Source organism: Psychrobacter piscatorii (assembly GCF_904846415.1).
Taxonomy (GTDB): domain Bacteria; phylum Pseudomonadota; class Gammaproteobacteria; order Pseudomonadales; family Moraxellaceae; genus Psychrobacter; species Psychrobacter piscatorii.
Map to the genome: position 1 here is coordinate 111,268 of NZ_CAJHAR010000006.1, position 22,562 is coordinate 133,829.

Consider the following 22,562-nt stretch of genomic DNA (forward strand, 5'->3'; position numbering starts at 1 on the left):
GAGACGTTAGTAAGCCATAAATAAGTCCATAAACTCGTTCACTGGCGTTTGCTCCAATTTTTCTTGATCGTCACACAGCTCGATGATCTGCTGACAACGACTTTCGATAAATCGGGTGGCCAGACTGGCACGGAACTTTGCCTCAAGTATGGGAATGCCTTCGGCGCGGCGGCGTTTATGACCGATAGGATATTCAATGGCAACTTTTTCTGTGCTACTGCCATCTGTAAAGAATACCTGAATAGCATTGGCAATAGAGCGCTTACTGGGGTCATGGTAGTCTTTTGAATACTGCGCGTTTTCTTCTACTACCATTTTTTCGCGTAGCTCATCGATTGATAAATGCTCTTCGTGATAATCATCTTCATAGTTCTCCGCCATCAGATCGCCTGTCAATAAGGGAACAGCCACCATATATTGTAAGCAGTGATCTCGATCGGCGGGATTGGCAAGCGCGCCTTCCTTTGAGATGATACGAATCGCTGAATCATGGGTGGTTAGGACAATTTTTTCAATATCATCAATTCGACCTTTCACATGTGGGTGCAAAATAACCGCCGCTTCACAAGCAGTCTGCGCATGAAACTCAGCAGGAAAGCTTATTTTAAATAAGATGTTTTCCATCACATAGCTACCGAAATCTCGCTGGAATTTAAAGCGACGATCGTCTTCAGACTTTGTGGCGAGATCTTTATTGGTATGGCTAAACAGCACATCATAGAATCCCCACTGCGGTGCAGTTAATGCGCCAGGGATACCCATTTCACCACGCGCGGTGATATCTACCAGACGTACCGCACGACTGGTTGCATCACCTGCCGCCCATGATTTTCGGCTGCCCGCGTTGGGTGCATGACGATAGGTGCGCAGTGCCTGACCATCAACGATGGCTTGTGAGATAGCTGCCATGATGCGCTCGCGTGGCAGCTGATACAGCTTGGCGACGACCGCAGTTGAGGCTAATTTGACCAAAAACACATGATCAAGACCCACACGGTTAAATGAGTTTTCAAGCGCCATCACACCTTGAATCTCATGAGCCATGATCATCGCCTCGAGCACGGCCTTCATGGTCAGAGGTGCTTGCCCTTGGCTGATATTTTTTTGACTGATATAGTCGGCGACCGCCAAGATGCCGCCCAAGTTATCAGACGGATGACCCCACTCAGCAGCGAGCCACGTATCATTATAGTCAAGCCAGCGCACCATACAGCCGATGTCAAAAGCGGCTTTGATGGGGTCTAGTCTATAGGATGTGCCAGGGACGCGAGCGCCATGCGGCGTTATTTGATCAGGGCAATCAGGCCCTAAGTGCTTGGTACACTCAGGGAAGCGCAATGCCAGTAGTCCACAGCCGATGGTATCCATGAGACAGTGGCGCGCAGTATTCCATGCATCAGTGGGATTTGGTGACTCGTTATCTATGGAATAATTGAGCACATAATCGGCGATATTTTGGATTTCATCGTCATATTCTGGACGGATATTGCTCTCTACCGTTGCCTCATTCGTATTTGAATGAGCTGTATCTGAATTGGTATTTGACATGGTTGTTTCCTCTTCCTTGAGTGTGCTAACTTTTCGCTTTTTTGACCCATGCTCGCAGTCATCCTTTTAAAGCGGTTATCATTCAAAAGTAGCATACTCAATATGGAACAACCAGACTGAATTGTGTTAAGAAATAAAACTTTGTAGTCCATTTAAATCATCAAATACAACAGACCTAAAATGAACAGCGCTGCTATAATAAACAGCAGGAAGCTTAAAACTTTGGTCGTGGTTGACGCAGTATCCACACTTTCTTTTCTTACTTTGTTTTTCTTAGCAACGTATAGCACCATCTTCACATGCTCGATATTGTCTTCAAGATAATGCTCACCTTCAGGTACAAAACCCAAAGACTCATAAAAACTAAGCAGGTAAGCCTGTGCCGAGATAATAATCGGACGCTTTTTACCGTATTTTTTGCGGCAATGAGCAATAGCCTGAGTCATTATTTGGCGTGCTAGGCCGTCACCTCTGTGCTCTGATAGCACAAGCACTCTACCGATGGCAGGCATGGCAGTGTGGTTGGTCTTGATCGTAGGGTCGGCGACCGACAGATTGGATTTTAGCTTATTGAATTCGGGCGGGACAATGCGGCAATAGCCCACTAACGCTGCGTTTTGATGAGCAATCAAGTGCAAGCAATCAAAATCGACCTCATCCATATCTTGATAGGCACAGTTTTGTTCGACGACGAACACTTGCGAGCGTGCTTTTAGAATATGGTAAAGGTCAACTGAGGTCAGCTCGTTAAAGGTTTTAATAGAAAATTCACAATTCATAATGGTCTAGCTTCTGGCAATAGGCGGTAAAATAGGGGCATTATAACGATTTAGGCAGTCATTAACCATGACTAACCCTTTAGCGTTTGGCTGATTTTGTCTAAGTTTAAGCTATCAGACATGGCACTAAAGATCTCAAAGTATTTGCCGCGCTGGGCATATAGTACCTCGTGAGTACCTGTCTCAACCACTTCGCCATTCTCTATCACCACAAGATCGTCGGCATCAATGATTTGAGCAATATTGTGCGAGACCATAATGACGGTGCGGTCTTTTTTGATCAGATCGAGGCTTCTTTTGACCTGCTGACTGGCAATAGCATCGAGGCTAGCGGTCGGCTCATCCAAAAACACAATCGGCGGATCTTTTAAAAACATCCTTGCCAGCGCGATACGCTGCTGCTGCCCACCTGATAACGACTTGGCAGTACTCTCATAACCATCTGTCAAGGAGACGATCTGTTCATGTATCGAAGCTTTTTTTGCCGCTACAATGATGTCATCAATGCTAGCATTCATATCGCCATAGCGGATATTTTCACTGATCGTACCTGAAAAAATATGATTACTTTGTAGTACCAACCCAATGCGCTGACGCAGCTCGTGGGTATCACAGTCTGCCAAATCATGCCCATCTAGGCAGATCGTGCCAGCGTCTGGCGCATAGAACTTGACCAATAGATTGATGATGGTGCTCTTGCCAGCGCCTGAAAGGCCAACCAACGCGGTGATACGATTAGGCTTGATGGTAAAGCTGACGTCTATGAGCGCTTGTGTGCCATTTGGATAAGTAAAGTCGACATTTTTAAGCTCAATATGACCTTTTAGGTTGTCGCTACTAATACCAGCGATGTTTTCAACTTGTTTGTCATCTTCTAAAATATCAAAAAAACCTTCGGCATAAGTGAGCGCATTATTTATTTGATCATAGATACGGTGCAATTGACGGATAGGGGCGGCGACGTTTTGAAACAGCATGACATGAAACAAAATCATGCCAATGGTCATCTCGCCTTGTAGGACAAAATAAGCGGTGAGAAGGATGATAACCACCACACCAATCTGCTCAATAAAAGTTTTGATGGCATCATAAACAAAACCAATACTGCGAATACGCAGCTGATTGTCGGTCATCTCTTTTTGAATGGTTAGGTGCTTTTCAGCTTCGATAGATTCACGGACAAAGGACTTCACCACGCTGATCGAATTGATCAAAGAGATCACCAAACCGCTTTTGGCCTCGCGAAACCCGCGCATCTGCCGCCGAAATCCTTGCAGTCGCTTTGCCTGTTTTTGGCTGATAAAAAAGTAAATGGGTATGATGACAAGACCGACCATACCCACCCAAAAATTGGTCGAAAACATGATAATAAGTGCCACAATTGCGTTGGCAAACAGCGGTAGCATATCGATAAAGAAGTTTTGCACGAGGCTGGTCAAACTGCTGACCCCATAATCAATACGGGTTTGCAATTTACCACTGTCGTTTTCACTGCTGGTATAAAATGCCATGCGATAAGTGAGAATGCGCTCAATGATGCGCTGTGACAAATCGCGTGACAGATTAATACGTATTTTTTCACCAAAGAAACGCTGACCAAAAGAGATAAATATCGACAGGATCTCTTTAGTTAGCAAGACCGCACTGATAATCATCAGCATACGTATGCCAGCTTCCCAAGGCTCGGCAAGCGTGGCAATTTCGGTCAACGTATCAACAGTATAACGCAGCACAAACGCATTGACCTGCGCGGTAAAGGAACCTAGGGCAGTCAGTGCTAAGGTGGCGATGATCAATAGGCGGTAAGGCGCGGCAAATACCGCCAGTTTTTTGAGGATATCCCACAGCAGGGCTCGCCGTTCTTTCTTTTCGACGGGAGGTTTTTTGTCTAATTGTACGCGGCGGGGTTGGGGAGATGTCGGCATAACACTCTATCAAAAATTAAAATAAGCCATGACTACGCTTAAAACGCATCCGCTGGCACAAAAACCTCACCGACCATAATACGCCTTGCTGAGCGACTCATCGACACTTTTTTGGCTTGCCAGCGTCCATCGACCTGTTCAGTCTTACCACCGACCAGCAATGTACCTGATGGATGACCAAAACGTACCTCTGTCAGCTCACCACCGCCAGCAGCCTCGTTAACGAGTGTGCCTTGAGTGGTTGCTGCTGCAGCAATGGCTACTGCTGCTGTGCCCATCATGGCATGGTGCAATTGACCCATACTCATGGCACGTACCACTAAGTCAATCTCACCTGCATCGACCGACTTACCACTAGAGGACGTATAGCTCTGTGCTGCGCTAACCCAAGCGACTTTAGGGATGTGTTGACTGGTTTGCGCCTCAGAGACATCTTTAAACACGCCCATCGCCACACCGCCTGTAGCGCGGATTTTTTCAAGCTTGGCAAGTAGCGCGCTGTTACTATTGATGTCGCCTTGTAATTCAGTACCAGTAAAACCTAAATCTTCAGCTTTCATAAAGATGGTTGGGATACCTGCGCTGATAAAGGTGGCTTTGACGCTATCAGTATCAAGACCGCAGCCGGTCACATCGAAATCATCGACCAAGTTACCAGTAGGGAACATGTCGCTTGTGGCATCAACCGGATCGATAAACTCAATTTTAACTTCAGCTGCTGGGAAGGTCACACCATCTAACTCAAAGTCGCCCGTCTCTTGAACTTGTACTTTATCATTCGCGTCTTTATAGACTGGCACGTGCGCAATAATCGTTTTACCGATATTTTCTTGCCAAATGCGTACTTCACAAATACCGCTATCTACATTGTCATCGATGCTATTAGCAATCTTGTCGGTATCAACCAAACCCATATTAATAGCACAGGCACCGACGGCTGCGGTTAAGTTGCCACAGTTACCTGCCCAGTCAATCATAGGCTTGGCGATATTGACTTGTCCGAACAAGTAGTTTACATCATGGTCTGGTCTGTCAGAGGCCGATAAAATTACCGTCTTTGAGGTACTAGAGCTACCATTGCCAAGACCGTCGATTTGCTTGCCGTAAGGATCTGGGCTGCCGATGACACGTAATAGGAAGTTATCCCGCGCAGAGCCTGCGACTTGGCAACGCTCAGGTAAGTCAGACAATTTAAAGAAAGTGCCTTTTGAGGTGCCGCCGCGCATATAGGTAGCAGGGACAGATAGTTGCGGGGCGAAAGAAGCTTTTGATTTAGTATTGGTTTGGGCCACTGTATTAAGTCCTTTTTATATTGTTATAAGATTGGGTATGGCGTCATCAGCAAGTAAACACGAACGACTAAGAACGCTCATTAATAATGATAACGACAGGAGATAATCGTGAGGTAGTTATCATCGACGGCATATACCAACCGATTGGCGTCATCGATGCGTCTTGACCAAAATCCAGATAGATTTTCTTTTAGGGGTTCAGGTTTGCCAATGCCTTCAAATGGATTACGCTTACATTCGGTGATGAGTTTATTAATACGTTTGAGTGTTTTTTTGTCTTGCGTTTGCCAGTACAGATAGTCTTTCCACGCAGCGTCTGTCCATGCTAGTTGTTCACTCATTGTTAGACCCTTTGGATTGATTGAAGCCTTTGAGTTCAAGCATTCTCAGCGTTGATATCATTATTTTCTGCCGTATCAATTAGCTCACGCGTAACAGTCTTGCCAGCTTTATATTGGGCAATAGAGTCCGCTAAGTGCGCTGCATTGGCAGGAGATTTTAGCAGATAGACGGTTTCCATCAGGCTATTGTAATAATCAAGCGACATCACAACGGCATCATCAGCGTCACGGCGGGTCACGATAGTGGCATTGGCATCATCGTTTACCGTGTCTAGGACAGATTTTAGGTGCTTTCTTGCTTCTGAAAAACTAACGACTCTCATGGCTTACTCCTTTCATGACATTCTGCATTACTTGTACAATATATAGTACATATTACGCCATTGGTTAAATAAACTCAATGTTTAGCTGCTATCTAGTACTTAGGAGTAAGTGACAAAACTCAGTGTATAGAACGTAAAAGCAAATAAAAGCCGATGTCATATAAATAGGTTATACAACATCGGCAACTTTCATACTTTGCTGCTTATCACGCTAAAACCTGCAGGATAGCCTTAGACGATATCAAGCGTGCCTTCGATAAACTCTTTAGCAAAGCGTTGTAGCATACCGCCAGCGTTGTACATTTTGACTTCATCAGCCGTATCTAAGCGGCAGATAATAGGTGTCTCAGCGGTACTGCCATCGGCACGATGAACCACTAAGGTCATCAACCCGCCAGCCGAGACTTCACCTGTGACATCAAAGGTTTCTGTACCATCGATATTTAGCGTATGGCGAGTCGTACCTTCCTCGAACTGTAAAGGCAGCGCGCCCATGCCCACTAAATTTTGACGATGAATACGCTCAAAGTCTTCAGCGACGACGGCTTCTACGCCAGCGAGACGGACGCCTTTGGCCGCCCAGTCACGGCTTGAGCCTTGACCATAGCCATCACCTGCGATGATGATCAGCGGCTGCTCACGGTTCATGTAGGTCTCAATCGCTTCCCACATGCGCATGACTTGACCTTCTGGTTCAACGCGCGCCAATGAGCCTTGGATAACTTCGCCATCTTCATCGCGTACCATTTCGTTCAATAGCTTAGGGTTGGCAAAGGTCGCACGTTGCGCGGTTAAATGGTCGCCGCGATGGGTTGCGTATGAGTTATAGTCTTCAGCAGGCAAGCCCATAGTGTCCAAATACTCGCCAGCGGCAGATGTGCCCAAAATAGCATTTGATGGCGACATATGATCGGTTGTGATGTTATCACCCAATACTGCTAATGGACGCATACCTTTTAGTTTGTTCATCGCTGCCATTTGACCTTCCCAATACGGCGGACGGCGAATATACGTGGTCATTTCACGCCAGTCGTACAATGGGCTTAACGCTTTGCCCGTGTCTTTTTTGGCTTCATCAAACATTGGGATATATACGGCATTAAACTGCTCAGGCTTCACGGCAGCAGCAACAATGGCATCCACTTCTTCATCATCAAACCAGATGTCTTTTAGATAGACGTCATTGCCGTCTTGATCTTTACCCAATGAGTCTTTTTCGATATCAAAACGGATGTTACCAGCGATGGCATAAGCAATAACGAGCGGTGGCGACGCTAAAAATGCTTGCTTAGCGTACGGATGGATACGGCCGTCAAAGTTACGGTTACCGGATAGCACTGCCGTAGTGAACAAATCATTGTCGATGATTTCTTGCTCGATATCAGGGTCTAGCGCGCCGCTCATACCATTACACGTCGTACAGGCAAAGCCAACCACGTCAAAGCCAATCTCTTGCAACTCTGGCATCAGGCCTGCTTCTTCTAAGTACATCTTGACCGTTTTTGAGCCAGGTGCTAGTGATGATTTCACCCAAGGTTTACGCAATAATCCTTTGGCATTCGCGTTACGAGCAACTAAGCCTGCTGCCACCATGTTGCGTGGGTTTGAGGTATTGGTACAGCTGGTAATCGCCGCGATAATCACTGCGCCATCTGGCATGAGACCATCTTTTGGTTCAGGTAGCTTTTGATCAGGCGCGTGGGCGATACCTTTGGCCACCAAATCGTCGGTTGATACGCGGGCATGAGGACGTGATGGGCCAGCCATGTTACGACCTACTGATGACAGATCAAATTCAAGGACGCGTGCGTATTCGGCTTTTTCCATACCGTCAGCCCACAAGCCAGTTTGCTTAGCATACTGCTCAACCAATTTGATCTGAGGCTCAGAACGACCAGTCAGACGTAGATAGTCAATGGTTTGCTCATCGATATAGAACATCGCAGCAGTTGCACCATATTCAGGCGTCATATTGGAGATAGAGGCACGGTCACCAACCGTAAGCTGGCGTGCGCCGTCACCGAAGAATTCGATATAGGTAGAGACCACACCTGCGTCGCGTAAGAACTCAGTCATCGCCAGTACGAGATCCGTACCAGTAATGCCTTTTTGCAATTTTCCTGTTAATTTGACGCCAACGTAATCAGGTAGGCGCATATATGATGGATTACCTAGCATGACGCTTTCCGCTTCTAGACCGCCCACACCGATTGAGATCACACCTAGCGCATCAACCATCGGCGTGTGGCTATCAGTACCAACCAACGTATCAGCGAATGCGACTTCTTCACCGGCTTTACTGTGTACGACCTGTACGACAGGTGACATTTTCTCTAGGTTAATCTGATGCATGATGCCGTTACCAGGCGGTACGACGTTGACATTGTCAAAGGCATACTGGCACCAGTTAATAAAGTGAAAACGGTCATCGTTACGGCGCTCTTCAATCGCGCGGTTTTTCTCAAACGCGTCGTCTTCAAATCCTGCGTGCTCAACGGCCAATGAATGGTCAACGATCAGCTGAGTTGGCACGATAGGGTTTACCTTAGACGGATCACCACCTTGTTCAGCAATGGCATCACGCAAGCCTGCCAAATCAACAAAAGCCGTCTGACCCAAGATATCATGACACACCACGCGGGCAGGGTACCAAGGAAAATCTAGATCTTGCTTGCCTTCGATATGCTGTTTTAGCGCATCGGTTAGCTCTTCTGGTGGGCAACGGCGTACTAGGTTTTCACACAATACTTTTGAGCAGAACGGTAGTTTGTCATAAGCACCTGCTTCGATATTCTCAACAGCTTCGCGGGTGTCGAAGTAGTAAAGGTCAGTATCGGGAAGTGGCTTTTTGAATTCATTGTTCATTGGTTGTACTAGGGCGTTGTCCATAAGTCACCTTTGGCGGTTGGCTAATTTTAATAAATAATTAAGCGTTGATATTGGGTAAAAATTCATTCCTTTAGCAAAATCATCGTTTGCTTTTGTAGGCTTTGCTAAAGAAGCGATATTGAAATTAAAAGGGCATAGTCTATAAAAAAGATAGTGTATGACGATTAAACCTGAAAAACTCATAGCAAGGCTCAATCATCATACCTGTCTCAGCTAGCACTGCCGCTAGCTGATAGTAAGTACGTAACAATAGCTATTTAAAAGGAATCAACTCAACGAGCACTCATCTCTGGTACTGGGCGTAGATCTTCACCCGTATATTCTGCACTTGGGCGAATGATACGGTTATTGGCACGTTGCTCAAACACATGAGCTGCCCAACCAGTCAGACGTGAGCAGACAAAGATAGGTGTGAACAGTTTGGTTGGAATACCCATGAAGTGATAGGCTGACGCATGGAAAAAATCAGCATTGGCAAACAATTTTTTCTCGCGCCACATGACTTCTTCAACACGCACAGAAACAGGGTAGAGCACATCGTCACCAACATCAGCGGCCAGTTTTTTAGACCATTGTTTGATGACGACGTTACGTGGATCTGATTCGCTATAGATGGCATGACCAAAGCCCATGATTTTGTCTTTACGTGCCAGCATTGCCATCATCTCTGTCTCGGCTTCATCAGCTGAACTAAAGCCCTCAATCATATCCATCGCGGCTTCATTCGCGCCGCCATGCAATGGACCACGTAGTGAACCGATTGCACCAGTGATACAAGAATGGATATCAGATAAAGTAGACGCACAGACACGCGCAGTAAAGGTCGATGCGTTGAACTCATGCTCTGCATAGAGGATAAGCGACACGTTCATGACTTTTTCGTGTAGCTCGTTTGGCTTTTCGCCTTTAAGTAGATGCAAGAAATGACCGCCAATGGTGGCATCATCCGTGTCAGTCTCGATACGCACATTGTCATGGCTAAAGCGGTACCAGTAGTTGATGATTGAGGGGAATGCGGCCAGCATACGATCGGTTTTATCGTTTTGCTCAGCGAAATCCGTTTCGGTCTCAAGGTTGCCCAACATCGAGCAGCCAGTACGTAGCACATCCATTGGATGCGCGTTGGCTGGGATGCGCTCAAGCACGTCTTTTAATGCTTGCGGTAGGCCACGCAAGTTTTTTAGCTTGGCTTGATAATCCTCAAGCTCGCTTTGCGTAGGTAAATTACCATATAGCAGTAAATACGCGACTTCTTCAAAAATACATTTATCTGCCAATTCTGATACGTCATAGCCGCGATAGGTCAGACCAGAGCCCGATTTGCCAACGGTCGATAATGCCGTCTTGCCTGCCACTTGTCCGCGAAGTCCTGCGCCTGAAAGTTCTTTTTGTGCTGCCATGTTTACATTCCTTTTGTGGGTAGCTTTTTATATTGTTAAGTGAAAAATGCTGCTTTTTATGATTATTTATTGTCTGCGAACAGCTTATCTAAGGTTTGCTCAAACTCGTGATAGTTTAAGAAATCATAGAGCTCCATGCGTGTCTGCATGGTATCGACGACTTTTTCTTGTGTACCGTCATCTAATAGATGTTGATAAACGTTCAATGCGGCCTTATTCATTGCGCGGAAAGCGGATAGTGGGTACAGCACCATATCGACGCCCACACCATACAACTGATCAGTGGTATATAGATCGGTCTGACCAAACTCGGTCATGTTGGCGAGGACAGGAATGTCGAGTACATCGGTAAATTTACGATACATCTCGATATCAGTCAGCGCTTCTGCAAAGATCATGTCTGCACCAGCTTCTTGAAAAGCAACGGCACGTTCAACAGCAGCGTCTAAGCCCTCGACTGATAACGCATCAGTACGAGCCATCACCACAAAATCAGGATCCGTTTTGGCATCCAATGCCGCTTTTAGACGATCAACCATCTCAGAGATACTGACGATTTCTTTATTTGGGCGGTGACCACAACGCTTTTGCGCGACTTGGTCTTCGATATGCACCGCTGCCACGCCTGCCTTTTCCATTTTTCTGATGGTTTGGGCAATGTTAAACGCACCGCCAAAACCTGTATCGATATCGACAAGTAGCGGAGTATCGACGGCATCAGTGATACGGCGAGCATCTTCTAGCACATTATCAAGGCTGGTCATGCCAAGATCAGGCAAACCAAATGACGCGTTTGCCACACCGCCACCAGAGAGATACAGTGCTTGATGACCGACTTGGGTCGCCATCATCGCGGTATAGGCATTGATCGCGCCTGCAATTTGTAGTGGCTGGTTATTATCATTTTTTTGTTTAAGCGCACTGCGAAAGCGTGCACCTGCTGAGAGTGAGGTCATATGAGTATCCTTTCATGGGCTTGTATGGATAGAAAATAATCTTGTTGTTGTCACTGATTATACCCAATTATCCATGTCTGCAAAGGTTAGCTTATAGATTATTATTTATTATTTATAATAACTAATTGTAGTTAATTTAATATTATTCATAAAACAAATAGCATTATGTATTTTTTAACGTTTGGCTATAGTAAGTATTCATATTACCCAAATATTCAAATATTAAGATGTTTTATAATTTACATTTAGTTACAATTATAATAGGTGTATTACTCTTTAAATTGCCCTTTTCCCACCAAAAAGCCCTAACAGCTAAGCTATTAGGGCTTTATTTATCATGAGCTTAAAAAAGACTAAGTTTAAGCAAATAAACCTGCCAAATTGGCTAAGAACAATAAGGCAAATCCTGCCAAGAATACCAAGCCTGCGATAGACAGAGCGTTCATACCTGCTGACAGTTTTTTATGTTTCTTGACCAATGAGTAGTTTAACCAACCAAAAATAGGCGCAGAAACAAACGCGGATATCATGGCAAACTTAAGCATCGCGCCCAACTGTCCCGTGAAGAACGTAATAATCACAAGCCCGCCACCGATAGCGTATGTCGTCCAAAAAGCGATTTGCTTTTTATTGATTTCGCTTTCGCCTTTAAGCAAACGCCAGCACTCAGCATTGGCACGGCCGTAGCCGTCGGCACAAGTAATCGTGGTGCCAAACATACACATGAAGGCGACGAAGGCCACCAGCAATCGTGACCATTCACCGATGGTTGCCGTATACATATTGATTAGCTGGTTGATATAAGCACCGCCGACCAACTCAATCTCTTGCCCTGAACCATACTGGACAAACACACCAAGCGATAAGAAAAACAAGGCCAGAATCGCTGAAACGGCATAACCGACGTTGAAGTCGAGCAATCCCTGCTTGTGCGTGGTGTGATCGGCTTTGACTTTGGCAGAGGTCCACATAGAAGTAATCGCGGCAAACTCAAGCGGTGCTGGCATCCAGCCCATGAGTGCGACGATAAACCCTAAAGTTGCAAGGTTCCAAGGGGATACGGCTATAAAGTCTGCTGCCATAACTGTGGGCTTGCCAGCGGCAATCACGACCGCGGCAACGGTGGCTGCCGTCAAGGCAATCATAATCCACTTAGTCACGCCATCGAGCAATTTATAATGACCAGCTATCAAAAAGAACCAAGAGACGGCCACGATGATCATAGACAGCACCATCGTCGATAACTCAAGAGAGGCGGGTAGCATAAAGCCCAAAATCACCGCTGCAATCAGCGAGACCGCACCCGTACTGATGACCGCTGATAAGATAGAGAGGATAAAATATACCCAAAGATACACCTTTGAGCGTTTGGCATAGCCTGCAATCAAACTCTCGCCTGTGTCATAGACGTAATCGGTGGCAAAGCGAAAAAACGGATATTTAAAAACGTTGGCTAAAACAATCATAATCGCCAACTGCCAGCCATATATAGCACCAGCCTGCGTCGATGAAATCAAATGCGAGCCACCGATTGCAGCGGTCGCCATCAAAATACCTGGGCCAAAGATACGCCAACTAAAGCCTTCTTGCTGTTCAGTAACGATATCGTCAGTGGTACTTGGGTTATTGAGTGGTTGTGTGGACATGAATACCTCGAAATGGTTAAAACGGCAAATCATCACTTACCTGTGTCAGTTTGCCAGTGATCATTAGATAACCGCTTTATACATGTTTATACATGCTTTTTTATAAAACGATTAATCTTGTATCGACTTTAGCACACCAATACGATTCAGGAGAATGATTATTCTAGTTATTATTACTATTTGTTTGCATTGCCATTCTTTTTGGTTAGCATAATAATCTGATAACATCAAGTATTAATGCAGATTATTTTTGGCGTTTCTTTATAACACAATATCCACGCAATAGCTGGTCATTTAAGGACGTTACACAAATTTTTGTCGCCGGTAGGTAATGCCTCGCTCTTCATAGACCTGATAGATAGCATTCAATAACTCAGAGATACTTGGATGCACAAAATCTTTGAGAGTATGCAAATAAATAGGAGAGGTGACGTTTTCGTGTACCAAACGCTGGTAGCTGATTTGTTCTGTACGTACCGTGGTTAAGCTGGCAGGTACAAGCGTGATACCTTCGCCCGCAGCGACTAAGCCTAGAGCTACTTGCAAGTCACTCACCGTGGTAATCATAAATGGTGAGATACCGTATTGTGCAAACAAATGTAGCAACGGCTCCGTAATCGGCTCACTATGTGCAGATTTTTCATTGGTGACACGTCTGGTTTTTGTATTAGCTTCCTGCTTTGCGCCAACTGACTCCGATGTCGGCAGTGTGGTGGCAATCGGTAAATGCGTTTGATGGTACAAAATCAAGCGATTATTTGCTAAGTCTATTAATCGCTGCTCTTTTACATAAGCGAGAGGATGCGACTTTGGTAAGGCCACCACGTAGCGCTCATGCCGTAGTAATATTTGTTGAATCCAGGGATCTTGATGGGCAAAACGCCCAAAACCGATATCAATCTCACCAGATTTGAGTGCCTCCATTTGCTGGTAAGAGCTGATATCTTTGAGGTTGACCTCTATATCAGGATTGGATTGCTTGAGCATGGCGATAATTTCAGGAAGTAACCCATATAATACTGATGGCACAAAGCCGATGTTTAACGCACTACTTGGCGCTGATAAGCGCTGGGTCATACTCGTGACGGTCTCAATTTCTGTCAGTATGGTGCTTATCTTATCGTAAAAAAATTCGCCTGCTTCAGTCAGATGTAATGGCCTGTGGTAACGATCGATAAGCACGACATCCATCTCGGTCTCGAGCTGTTTAAGCAGGCGGCTCAAACTTGGCTGTGACAGTCCTGTCTTTGCTGCGGCTGCACTAAAGCTGCGTAAATTTGCGACAGCAATAAATGCATTGAGCTGTTTTAAATCCATGTTATTAAGCCTGTTATGGTATATGTTGTCCCTATACGCGCTACTTTTGATAATAATTCATCCCATTATTTAAGATGAGTCTTACAAATGTTAGCGGCCTCAAATAAATTGTGCTTGAAGATAGGGGTATGAGCAACTATATTGGGGACTAGCGATACTGTTACAGTTTAGCAATAAAAATCACAACTTCATTTTATCAGTCATTTACTGCCAGTAGCATAAACTGGCTTGGTGTTATTTTATGAACGACGAAAAAAAAGACATCGGTACTGATTTTGACGAAGAGTTGTCTCAACTCGTTCATAAAAAATCGCGTAAGCGTGCCAAAAATAATATTTACGAACGTTTTATCAGTCGAATTCAAAGCGCTGAAAATGATACCCAAAATGATAATGATGATTCAACGTCATTAAAAACGGCAAGTAAGTTACCTGCTTTTGAACCTCTAAGCGTAGAAGAGCTGCAATTATTTGAAGATGAAAATAACGATAAAGAGCCAAGATTAGAGTTAGCCGATATCGTCACAACAAACGCTACTTTTGACTTTTCAGGTCAAAATGCATCGACACAAAACAAGGTGTCAGATAAGCGAATTGATAATTATGCTGGTGTCGATAATATTTTAGAAGACCAATACTTAGACAATGACTTAAATAGTGACTTAGTTAATGAATTAAGTAAGAATAATGAGGAAAAAAAGCCATCCTCTGTCGATCTTGATCAAGCGACGCCTTTATCTAGCACAACGATTGATGACCCTTTAAATACTAAAGCCATGCCATTGGAGCAAGATCATAGGAACGATATAAAGCCACAAAAGAAAGTGACAAGTAGTAAAAAGCCTCTCATTATTGGTATGATTTTTGGTTCACTACTCATTGCTATTGTCGTACTTACCCTTATTTTTACGGGATTTTTATCGACTTCTATTTCTGATACTGCTATCAATAATGATAGTAACTTAGACGGGACAGCGCCTGCGGCTACGACCAGCACGCCAGTGGTCGGTGCCGAACCTGTAGTGAATAGTGATGACAATCCATTACCTAATGACGCCAATACGGTCGAGGAGCCGTTAGTGTCAGCACAATCGATTAATTCAGATAATAGCGAACAAAACGTGCCCGCAGCTGAAGTTGAGCCTATAGGACCTTCTCCAGCTCCAGAGAGTGAGGCTGCCATTACCTATGAGGACTTTAGGCAAGAGTCACAAACCACGTTATATCGCGAGACTAACGATTAAGGTTTTTTACAAGCCCTTTCTCACAAAAGCGCTTGTTTTATAGATAAGCCCTGAATGGCTATTACCCCGTATTACGCAAACCCGCTGCCAATGCATTGATACTACGGATTAATGGGTCTTCTACATTGAGATCGCCATATTTATTGTTATCTATCGTATCTTCATTTTGTTGTCTAGCACGCTTCAACAGCTCAATCTGTATATAGTTAATCGGGTCTAGATAAGCATCGCGCCACTGCAGAGATGCCGCAAGGTTTTGCTGGCTAGACAATAGGGCCTCTTGATCTAATAACGAGTTTAAGCCTGAGTAGGTTAGGGTATGTTCATCAATTACCGCTCCCATTATTTGCTCACGCAATGCAGCGTCTTCACATAACTGGCTATAGGCCTGTGCAATATTCATATTGGCTTTGGTAAATGCCATCTCAATATTACTGATAAATACGCTAAAAAATGGCCAGTGATTATTCATCTCTTTCATTAATGTTTCGTCAGATTTGACACTGTGCAATGCACTACCTACACCATACCAAGCAGGTAGGGTAAAGCGGGCTAACGACCAGCCAAATACCCAAGGAATTGCTCGCAATGTGGTTTTACTTGGCAAGCCTTTTTTGCGATGGGCAGGGCGCGAGCCAATATTCAATAAAGAGATCTCTTGTACTGGTGTGACCTCGGAGTAGAATTTATAAAACCCTTCAGTATGATCGGTTAGCTCTCGATAACGCTGCTCGCCAGCATCTGCTAACCGTGCAAAAAGTGCTTCATATTCTGGCAACTCAGTCGGTTGCACGACAAATCTTGTTGAGCAAGCTTTGAGTGTACCCGTGATTGCCATGGTCAGCTCAAACACAGCAGTATCCGTATTGGCATACTTGGCATAGAGCACTTCACCTTGTTCGGTCACTTTAATCTGACCATGTAGCGTGCCAGCAGGCTGTGCAGCAATAGCTTTATGCGTTGATCCGCCACCACGGCTCACAGAACCACCACGACCATGGAATAAGCGTGTTTTTATACCATATTGCTCAGCAATATTATTAATGGTTTGCTGCGCGCTATAAAGCTGCCACGCAGAGGTGATAATACCGCCGTCTTTTGATGAGTCCGAATAACCTAGCATAATCTCTTGCGTATTATCTGTATTCTGTAGTAATCCGCGATACAGTGGATTGTTTAGCACGGCGGGCAGGATTTTATCGATGTTTTTAAGATCTTCGATGGTCTCAAACAATGGTGCCACTGGCAAATCAGCAGACAGCTGGCCTTCGTTATCAATTCTGCATAAGCCAGCAAAGCGCATGAGCAGCAACACTTCTAGTAGCTGGCTAGCATTATTGGTCATTGAGATAACATAACTGCCAAAAGTAGCTTGTCCCACCAATTTGCGTAAGGTGGCGACCGAATTCATCAGTGACAATTGCTCACGCGTTTTGTCTGTCAGGTTATCAGTATAAATAAGCGGCGTACCGGGTTTTTCTAGCAAGCGCGTCAACCACTCTTGACGTTCGGTTTCACTTAGCGTTTGATAATCAGGCAGGTTGGAGGCACTGGCAAAGATATCTGCAATCACTTCGCCATGGTATGACGACTCTTGGCGGATATCGAGCGCTGCCAAATGAAAGCCGCAGGTTTTGACCAGACGAATCACATCGAGCAATAATCCATCTGCATGCGCCTTGTCGTGAGTAGTAACACTTTGACGGATAATGCGCAGATCTTCTAATAGCTCTTCTGGATTGGCATAGGCGTCTTTTTCAGCCTCGATGTCATTGCCTTTGCTTTGGATACGGCGATTGGTGGCATTGACCTTGGTGAGTATTAAAGAAAGCAATCGACGATATGGCTCGTTGCCATAGTCATCGAGGTTATAGTCAAACACACGCTGATCTAGCTCATCATAGCTTTTGATTTTGGCATATACGTCGGGAGAAACGGTGACAATAGTGTCACTATGAATCAGCTGGCGGCGCAGTTTTTTGAGTAGCACTTGATAGTGACGCAGCACAGTATCAGCATGCATCAACACGGCAAGCTCTGTGGTCTCAAAAGTCACAAAAGGATTGCCATCTCTATCGCCGCCAATCCAAGAACCAAAGCTCATAAAGGCAGGCAATGCATAGTCGGTCAGCTCCGGATAGATATCAACAATGGCTTTTTTGATATTACGATACACTTTGGGAATAGCATTGAACAAACTGGCATTAAAGTAATGCAGGCCGTTGTTAATCTCGTCATATACCAGTGGCTTGCGGGTACGCACTTCATCAGACGACCATAATAAGTCAATCGTTTGCGCAGTTTGTTCTTTGGCTTGCTCGTAGGCGAAGCTGTTTTCAGATACGTTGTTCAAAGCGTCGCTGTGGGCGAATAGACTTTGTAAGATATTCATTGTTGTACGGCGACGCGCTTCGGTAGGATGCGCCGTAAATACAGGTGTAAATTTTAGCTGATCAATCAGCTCTTGCATTTGAGCGGGCTCGATATTGCGTTCACGACATTCAAGTAATGTACGACGAAATGACCCTTCCCAGCTTTGCTCCGATTGCATACGCAGCTCATGACGTTGCTCACGCAGGTAATTCTCTTCGCTTAGATTGGCTAGGAAAAAATAGATAGAAAATCCGCGTATGACATCCTTTAAAGTTTGATTATCCAAAGAAGCAATAAAATCGATGAGCTGCTGCTTGTGGGCCTCATTAGGTTCACGGCGCTGTTGAATAAAGCCTTTACGCAGGGTCTCAATGGTCTCTATTGTCTGTTCACCAGACTGGCGAGAAATGGCATCGCCTAGCAATGAACCCAATAAGCTGGTGCGTTTACGTAGTATGTTATTATCTAAAGTCATCCTTAACCTTCTTATTAAATGAGTGAGTACAGTATTAACGAGTATAGTATTAGGGATGTCTTAGACTTTGTGTCTCTACAGGTATCCCTACCGTTTTTTGCAATTTAACATAAATGGGTAGTTATGTTTGACGCTCGAAGAAATTTTCTATCAACCGATGTTTGTCATACTATAGTGTATTTAGCGCCCCGTCTATTTTTCAAACTATGCTTAGAGCTAGATTATTTAGCTGACGTCTTAGCGTAATCTCGCAGCTTATCTATACAATCCGCCCAATCTTGCATCATTCGTATCCTAGTATCGATCTCATCGAGTCTATTGTAAGCCCCACCATGGGTGTCTTTTATTCGATGACCTAACTGTAGTTCTGTAACGATATCTGAGTAGCGTAGTTCAGGTTGTTCCATGAGCAAAGTTTTCGCCGATGCACGAAATCCATGAGCACATTGCACGTCTTTGTATCCAAGCCGGTGGAATATCTGTACCAGTGTGGCTTTACTGATATAAGCATTGCTTGAACCACGCATTGAGGCAAAGACGTACTCTTTATGGCCTGTGATGGATTGAATGTTTCGTAATCGCGCAATCACTTGCGTAGCTAATGGCACGACTAAGTGCGATACCATATCGTCGCGACCTTCGCCTTTGGTCGGGGAGAACGCCCATGTATTATTATCCCAGTCAATATCCTGCCAGCGCATCGAGCGTAGATCGATACTACGCACAAACACATAAGGTAGTAAATTCATGGCTTCTAATGTGAGCTTGCTTGCCCCTTTAAAATTGGACATATCATGTAAAAGCGTCGCAAACTGATCCGGCTTGGTAATAGCTGGCAAGTGATTGCCTGAATTGGCAGGTGCCAACTCGCCACGGGTATCAATCGCCACATTTTTATCGCATAATCCTCGTGCGACAGCGAATGAAAATACTTTTTCCGTATAAAGCCGAGTGCTGGCACCAACGAAAGTCGCTTGATTGTCGTTATGCTGGATTGCTTCACACACACTTAATATCATCTCACTGGTGATATCATTCATCCTTAAATCGCCAATATCCTGGCACATGTATCCCAAGCATAAATCCCAAAATTTGAGGGTAGAGTCACTAAATGCGGATTTTTTAAACTTATTTTGATGGCGACCTGCTGTTTTGTGGTCGCGCCATGCTTGTGCAATCTCAGAAAATGTTGCGTTTTTCAGGTGTGTGTATCTGTTGACTTGTTCCTTTTGCTGTATAGCTTTAGGGTCAGAGCCTTTAGCGACCATGTTGAGGATAGTCTCAGCTTTGTACTTCACCTCATATAAATCAATATCTTCGACTCTGCCAAGCATCATTCTAGGTCGCTTACCATCGATATGTGGATGAGAGTAGCGCAGGTAGTATTCTTTTTTACCGTTTGGATAGACACGTAGACTTAGACCCGCGATACCTGAGACACTGACCGAGTAATCCTTATCTCGACATTCAAGTTTGTTGATATCATTTATATTGTCGACAGCCATGTTCTTATCCGTAATTTTTATGAGGCAAATGCGGGTTTATGAAAGATTGATAACTTATGAAAATACCATCATATAAAGAGCCAAAGAGTATTTGGACACTAATATGGACACCGATATTTATAATGATAATATCGCAAGCCTTTTTTATAAAAGGATTTATGTGCTAATTATCCCCAAGGCTCACTTGGGGATAATTGTAGCATATTGGGGAAATAAGGAGTAGACCGTGCGCTTATTGGGTTAGGCACCGTTTTTTACTCATCATTTCGGTACATACTTGGAGAGATTTATAAGGCGAATCGTCCATTTGGTAAGCGATAGCGCGGATTTATCGTAAAAACCACGGTCGCGTACGCGCACAGAATATAAAAATTAGGGTTATAGTACTGTTCTGTGCAAATCTGGAAGTTACTGTTTTAAGGTCTAATATCAGTGCAGGCACGTAAAACGACTAAAAGCTAATTTTCTAAGTATTCGTAAAAACAAAAATCAGCAAGTCTATTGGCAAATTTAAAATAGGGCAGATAAATGATGCATAATAAGATAAACTGCCTCGCGAGCGCTAATGGCGTTCAATATCTGTCAAAATGCGTGAGCAGCGACCAGATAAACTGTGAAAGAAAACTTATAAAAAACTATTGATATAAGGCACATCGTTATGGAACAAAGAAGCAACTCTATGGAAAAAAGCCAAGACGCTGTAGAGCACAGACCTGTGTTTATGCCTAGAGTCAACAGTGACAACCTAGTAAAAACAGACATGGTCAGATTTGAACGGCATGTGGGGTTTGCTACCAGACAAAAGAAAAAATCTATCAATGATATGCATCAAGTTATTCGCAAAAAATATGGCTTTAATCATGTTTTGGAATTATCCAGTAAATCTGGCAATAAGTTGAGTTTCCCGCTGAGTCCATTCAGTTTAAAGATCACTGATGAGCATGACGGCAATCAATACAGTGTCGAAAATGCTTTTCAATCCAGTATGGTCTTTGAGGACGGTGGCCCTTACATTGACCTACTGACAGCGCCGCCAAGACAAGCTAGAAAGGACGAGCGATTAATGACCTCGGGTGAGCTCATCGGCTACAATTATTTTGGTATGGAGTGGGGCACGGAGCCGTTGACTGTATTTTATGATTGGCTATATGTGAATGCCCTAAAGCAAAACCCTCAGCTACATGAGGAAGTGATGCAATATCAAGCCTTTACCGATATTACCTTCAATCCCAAAAAGTCTATTCATAGTGCAGCTTATGCACTGGCGTTATTTGTGGCGCTCAATAAACGTGAGATGCTCGATAATGTTGAAGATCCAATGACATTTTATGATTTATGTAGTGAGTTTAAAATCAGTAATACTGAGCATCTTTTGGAAGAAGGTTGGATTTAATAAATGCGCAACGAGAAACATGAGAAACTATAGGCTATTGATCGTCTCTCTTATTTTATTTGCCTTCACGTCATATTACTTAATAGCCAGACTCATTGTCTCGACAATGAGTCTTTAACCATCGTTTATCCATTTATCTAAGAGTGAACTATTAGACTCCGTACTTATGAGCAGGTTTTTTCTTTATCCCAAATTTCACATTTGCTAATAATAACCCTGACAATATCAATATCATTGCCAGCACCTTCCACCACGTCACGACTTCCCCTGTAAGCACTACGGACGTTGTCATACCGAATATGGGTATGAGTAGTGCAAATGGCATCACCTTAGAAGCGGTGTTTTTGCTGAGCAGATGCGACCACAGTCCAAAGCCTACTAAGGTTGAGATATATACGATAAATCCTAGTGACAGCCACGACTTTATCGATGCCTCAGTAACGGTTGCCAGCCGCCATGCATCGGTCTCCAACATAAGCGAAGATAACGTCAAAAACACACAAGCGATCAGACCGCCCCACGCGACCAATGCGAGCGCAGACAAGGCAGAGGCTTTATTTTCTTTAGTATTGGAAGAAACAGTCTCAGAGGAAATGGCTGGCACGCTTGTGTTTTGTTGTGCCGCTTTTAAGGTTGCCTGTGCTGAGGCCTGCTTGGAGGCAATATTACCAAAGCTCCAGCCCACTGCAGCAATCAAGATGCAGACAAATCCAGCCACAGGCATATCTCCGCCGAGATTTAGTGCAATCACGCTAAGGCCTAATACTCCGACCAACATGCCGATGATTTGCATGCGACTGACTGCTTCGCCCAAGATAAAGTACGCCAACAACACAGTGATAAAAATCTGCATTTGTAGCAACAACGCCGTCAAACCCGGTGACGCACCTAGATGCATGGCCGTAAATACAAAGGCATATTGCATGACAAAGGTACCGATAGCATAGATGAGTAAGGTACGGTTAAATGTAGGTGGCTTAAGAAACAAAACCAAAGGGACGGCGGTAAAGAAAAAGCGTAGAGCAGTGAGCATTAGTGGCGGGAAGCTCTCTAATCCCCATGCAATAAAGGTGAAATTCACACCCCAGATAAAGGTAACCAGTACAGCCAGTGCAGTGTATATAGGGTTCATGTGATCGTCCGTGTTTAATATTTAC

16 protein-coding genes are annotated in these 22,562 nt (G+C 44.4%); 2 read left to right on the plus strand and 14 right to left on the minus strand.

All coding sequences use genetic code 11. The annotated features are described in order from the left end of the window. Window positions 1-6: 6 nt before the first annotated feature. The 11 genes from JMX83_RS04475 to JMX83_RS04525 all read right to left on the minus strand — a co-directional run bounded on the left by JMX83_RS04475 (window position 7) and on the right by JMX83_RS04525 (window position 14,416). Window positions 7-1,548 (minus strand): bifunctional 2-methylcitrate dehydratase/aconitate hydratase, encoded by a 1,542-nt coding sequence (locus JMX83_RS04475; protein ID WP_201599348.1) that lies wholly within the window; start codon window positions 1,546-1,548, stop codon window positions 7-9. 152 nt (window positions 1,549-1,700) lie between these two features. Continuing rightward, window positions 1,701-2,327 carry a GNAT family N-acetyltransferase gene (locus JMX83_RS04480; protein ID WP_201599349.1) on the minus strand — a complete coding sequence of 209 codons (627 nt, stop codon included), beginning with the start codon at window positions 2,325-2,327 and terminating at the stop codon, window positions 1,701-1,703. A 71-nt stretch (window positions 2,328-2,398) separates the two neighbouring features. Further along, window positions 2,399-4,252 (minus strand): ABC transporter ATP-binding protein, encoded by a 1,854-nt coding sequence (locus JMX83_RS04485; RefSeq protein ID WP_227675731.1) that lies wholly within the window; start codon window positions 4,250-4,252, stop codon window positions 2,399-2,401. Between the two features lie 38 nt (window positions 4,253-4,290). Further along, the gene (prpF, locus tag JMX83_RS04490; protein WP_201599350.1) at window positions 4,291-5,544 is read right to left on the minus strand and encodes a 2-methylaconitate cis-trans isomerase PrpF; all 1,254 of its coding nucleotides are present in this window, start codon (window positions 5,542-5,544) and stop codon (window positions 4,291-4,293) included. A gap of 80 nt (window positions 5,545-5,624) precedes the next feature. Then, complete coding sequence (locus tag JMX83_RS04495; RefSeq protein WP_037025847.1) at window positions 5,625-5,885, minus strand: Txe/YoeB family addiction module toxin; 261 nt, start codon at window positions 5,883-5,885, stop codon at window positions 5,625-5,627. Between the two features lie 35 nt (window positions 5,886-5,920). Then, entirely contained in the window at window positions 5,921-6,208 is a 288-nt protein-coding gene (locus JMX83_RS04500) for a type II toxin-antitoxin system Phd/YefM family antitoxin (protein ID WP_201599351.1), read from the minus strand. 231 nt (window positions 6,209-6,439) lie between these two features. Then, the gene (acnD, locus tag JMX83_RS04505; RefSeq protein ID WP_201599383.1) at window positions 6,440-9,073 is read right to left on the minus strand and encodes a Fe/S-dependent 2-methylisocitrate dehydratase AcnD; all 2,634 of its coding nucleotides are present in this window, start codon (window positions 9,071-9,073) and stop codon (window positions 6,440-6,442) included. Window positions 9,074-9,369: 296 nt separating this feature from the next. Further along, window positions 9,370-10,497 (minus strand): bifunctional 2-methylcitrate synthase/citrate synthase, encoded by a 1,128-nt coding sequence (prpC, locus tag JMX83_RS04510; protein ID WP_201599352.1) that lies wholly within the window; start codon window positions 10,495-10,497, stop codon window positions 9,370-9,372. Window positions 10,498-10,559: 62 nt separating this feature from the next. Continuing rightward, on the minus strand, window positions 10,560-11,453 hold the full coding sequence (gene prpB / locus JMX83_RS04515) for a methylisocitrate lyase (protein WP_201599353.1): 894 nt from the start codon (window positions 11,451-11,453) through the stop codon (window positions 10,560-10,562). A gap of 359 nt (window positions 11,454-11,812) precedes the next feature. Next, on the minus strand, window positions 11,813-13,099 hold the full coding sequence (locus JMX83_RS04520; protein ID WP_394211252.1) for an NRAMP family divalent metal transporter: 1,287 nt from the start codon (window positions 13,097-13,099) through the stop codon (window positions 11,813-11,815). A gap of 303 nt (window positions 13,100-13,402) precedes the next feature. Continuing rightward, window positions 13,403-14,416 carry a LysR family transcriptional regulator gene (locus tag JMX83_RS04525; RefSeq protein ID WP_201599354.1) on the minus strand — a complete coding sequence of 338 codons (1,014 nt, stop codon included), beginning with the start codon at window positions 14,414-14,416 and terminating at the stop codon, window positions 13,403-13,405. A gap of 241 nt (window positions 14,417-14,657) precedes the next feature. Between JMX83_RS04525 and JMX83_RS04530 the strand changes: the two genes are divergently transcribed. Next, window positions 14,658-15,659, plus strand: a complete 1,002-nt coding sequence (locus JMX83_RS04530) for a RodZ family helix-turn-helix domain-containing protein (RefSeq protein WP_201599355.1) — start codon at window positions 14,658-14,660, stop codon at window positions 15,657-15,659. Between the two features lie 61 nt (window positions 15,660-15,720). Here the strand turns inward: JMX83_RS04530 and ppc are convergent, their stop codons facing one another. Further along, window positions 15,721-18,507 carry a phosphoenolpyruvate carboxylase gene (gene ppc / locus JMX83_RS04535; protein ID WP_201599356.1) on the minus strand — a complete coding sequence of 929 codons (2,787 nt, stop codon included), beginning with the start codon at window positions 18,505-18,507 and terminating at the stop codon, window positions 15,721-15,723. A 221-nt stretch (window positions 18,508-18,728) separates the two neighbouring features. Then, the gene (locus JMX83_RS04540) at window positions 18,729-20,012 is read right to left on the minus strand and encodes a tyrosine-type recombinase/integrase (protein WP_201599357.1); all 1,284 of its coding nucleotides are present in this window, start codon (window positions 20,010-20,012) and stop codon (window positions 18,729-18,731) included. Window positions 20,013-20,691: 679 nt separating this feature from the next. On the opposite strand from JMX83_RS04540, the gene JMX83_RS04545 reads away from it, so the two are divergent. Beyond that, the gene (locus JMX83_RS04545; RefSeq protein ID WP_201599385.1) at window positions 20,692-21,405 is read left to right on the plus strand and encodes a DarT1-associated NADAR antitoxin family protein; all 714 of its coding nucleotides are present in this window, start codon (window positions 20,692-20,694) and stop codon (window positions 21,403-21,405) included. A 151-nt stretch (window positions 21,406-21,556) separates the two neighbouring features. On the opposite strand, the gene JMX83_RS04550 is transcribed toward JMX83_RS04545, so the two are convergent. Next, the gene (locus tag JMX83_RS04550; RefSeq protein WP_201599358.1) at window positions 21,557-22,537 is read right to left on the minus strand and encodes an EamA family transporter; all 981 of its coding nucleotides are present in this window, start codon (window positions 22,535-22,537) and stop codon (window positions 21,557-21,559) included. Window positions 22,538-22,562 lie beyond the last annotated feature (25 nt).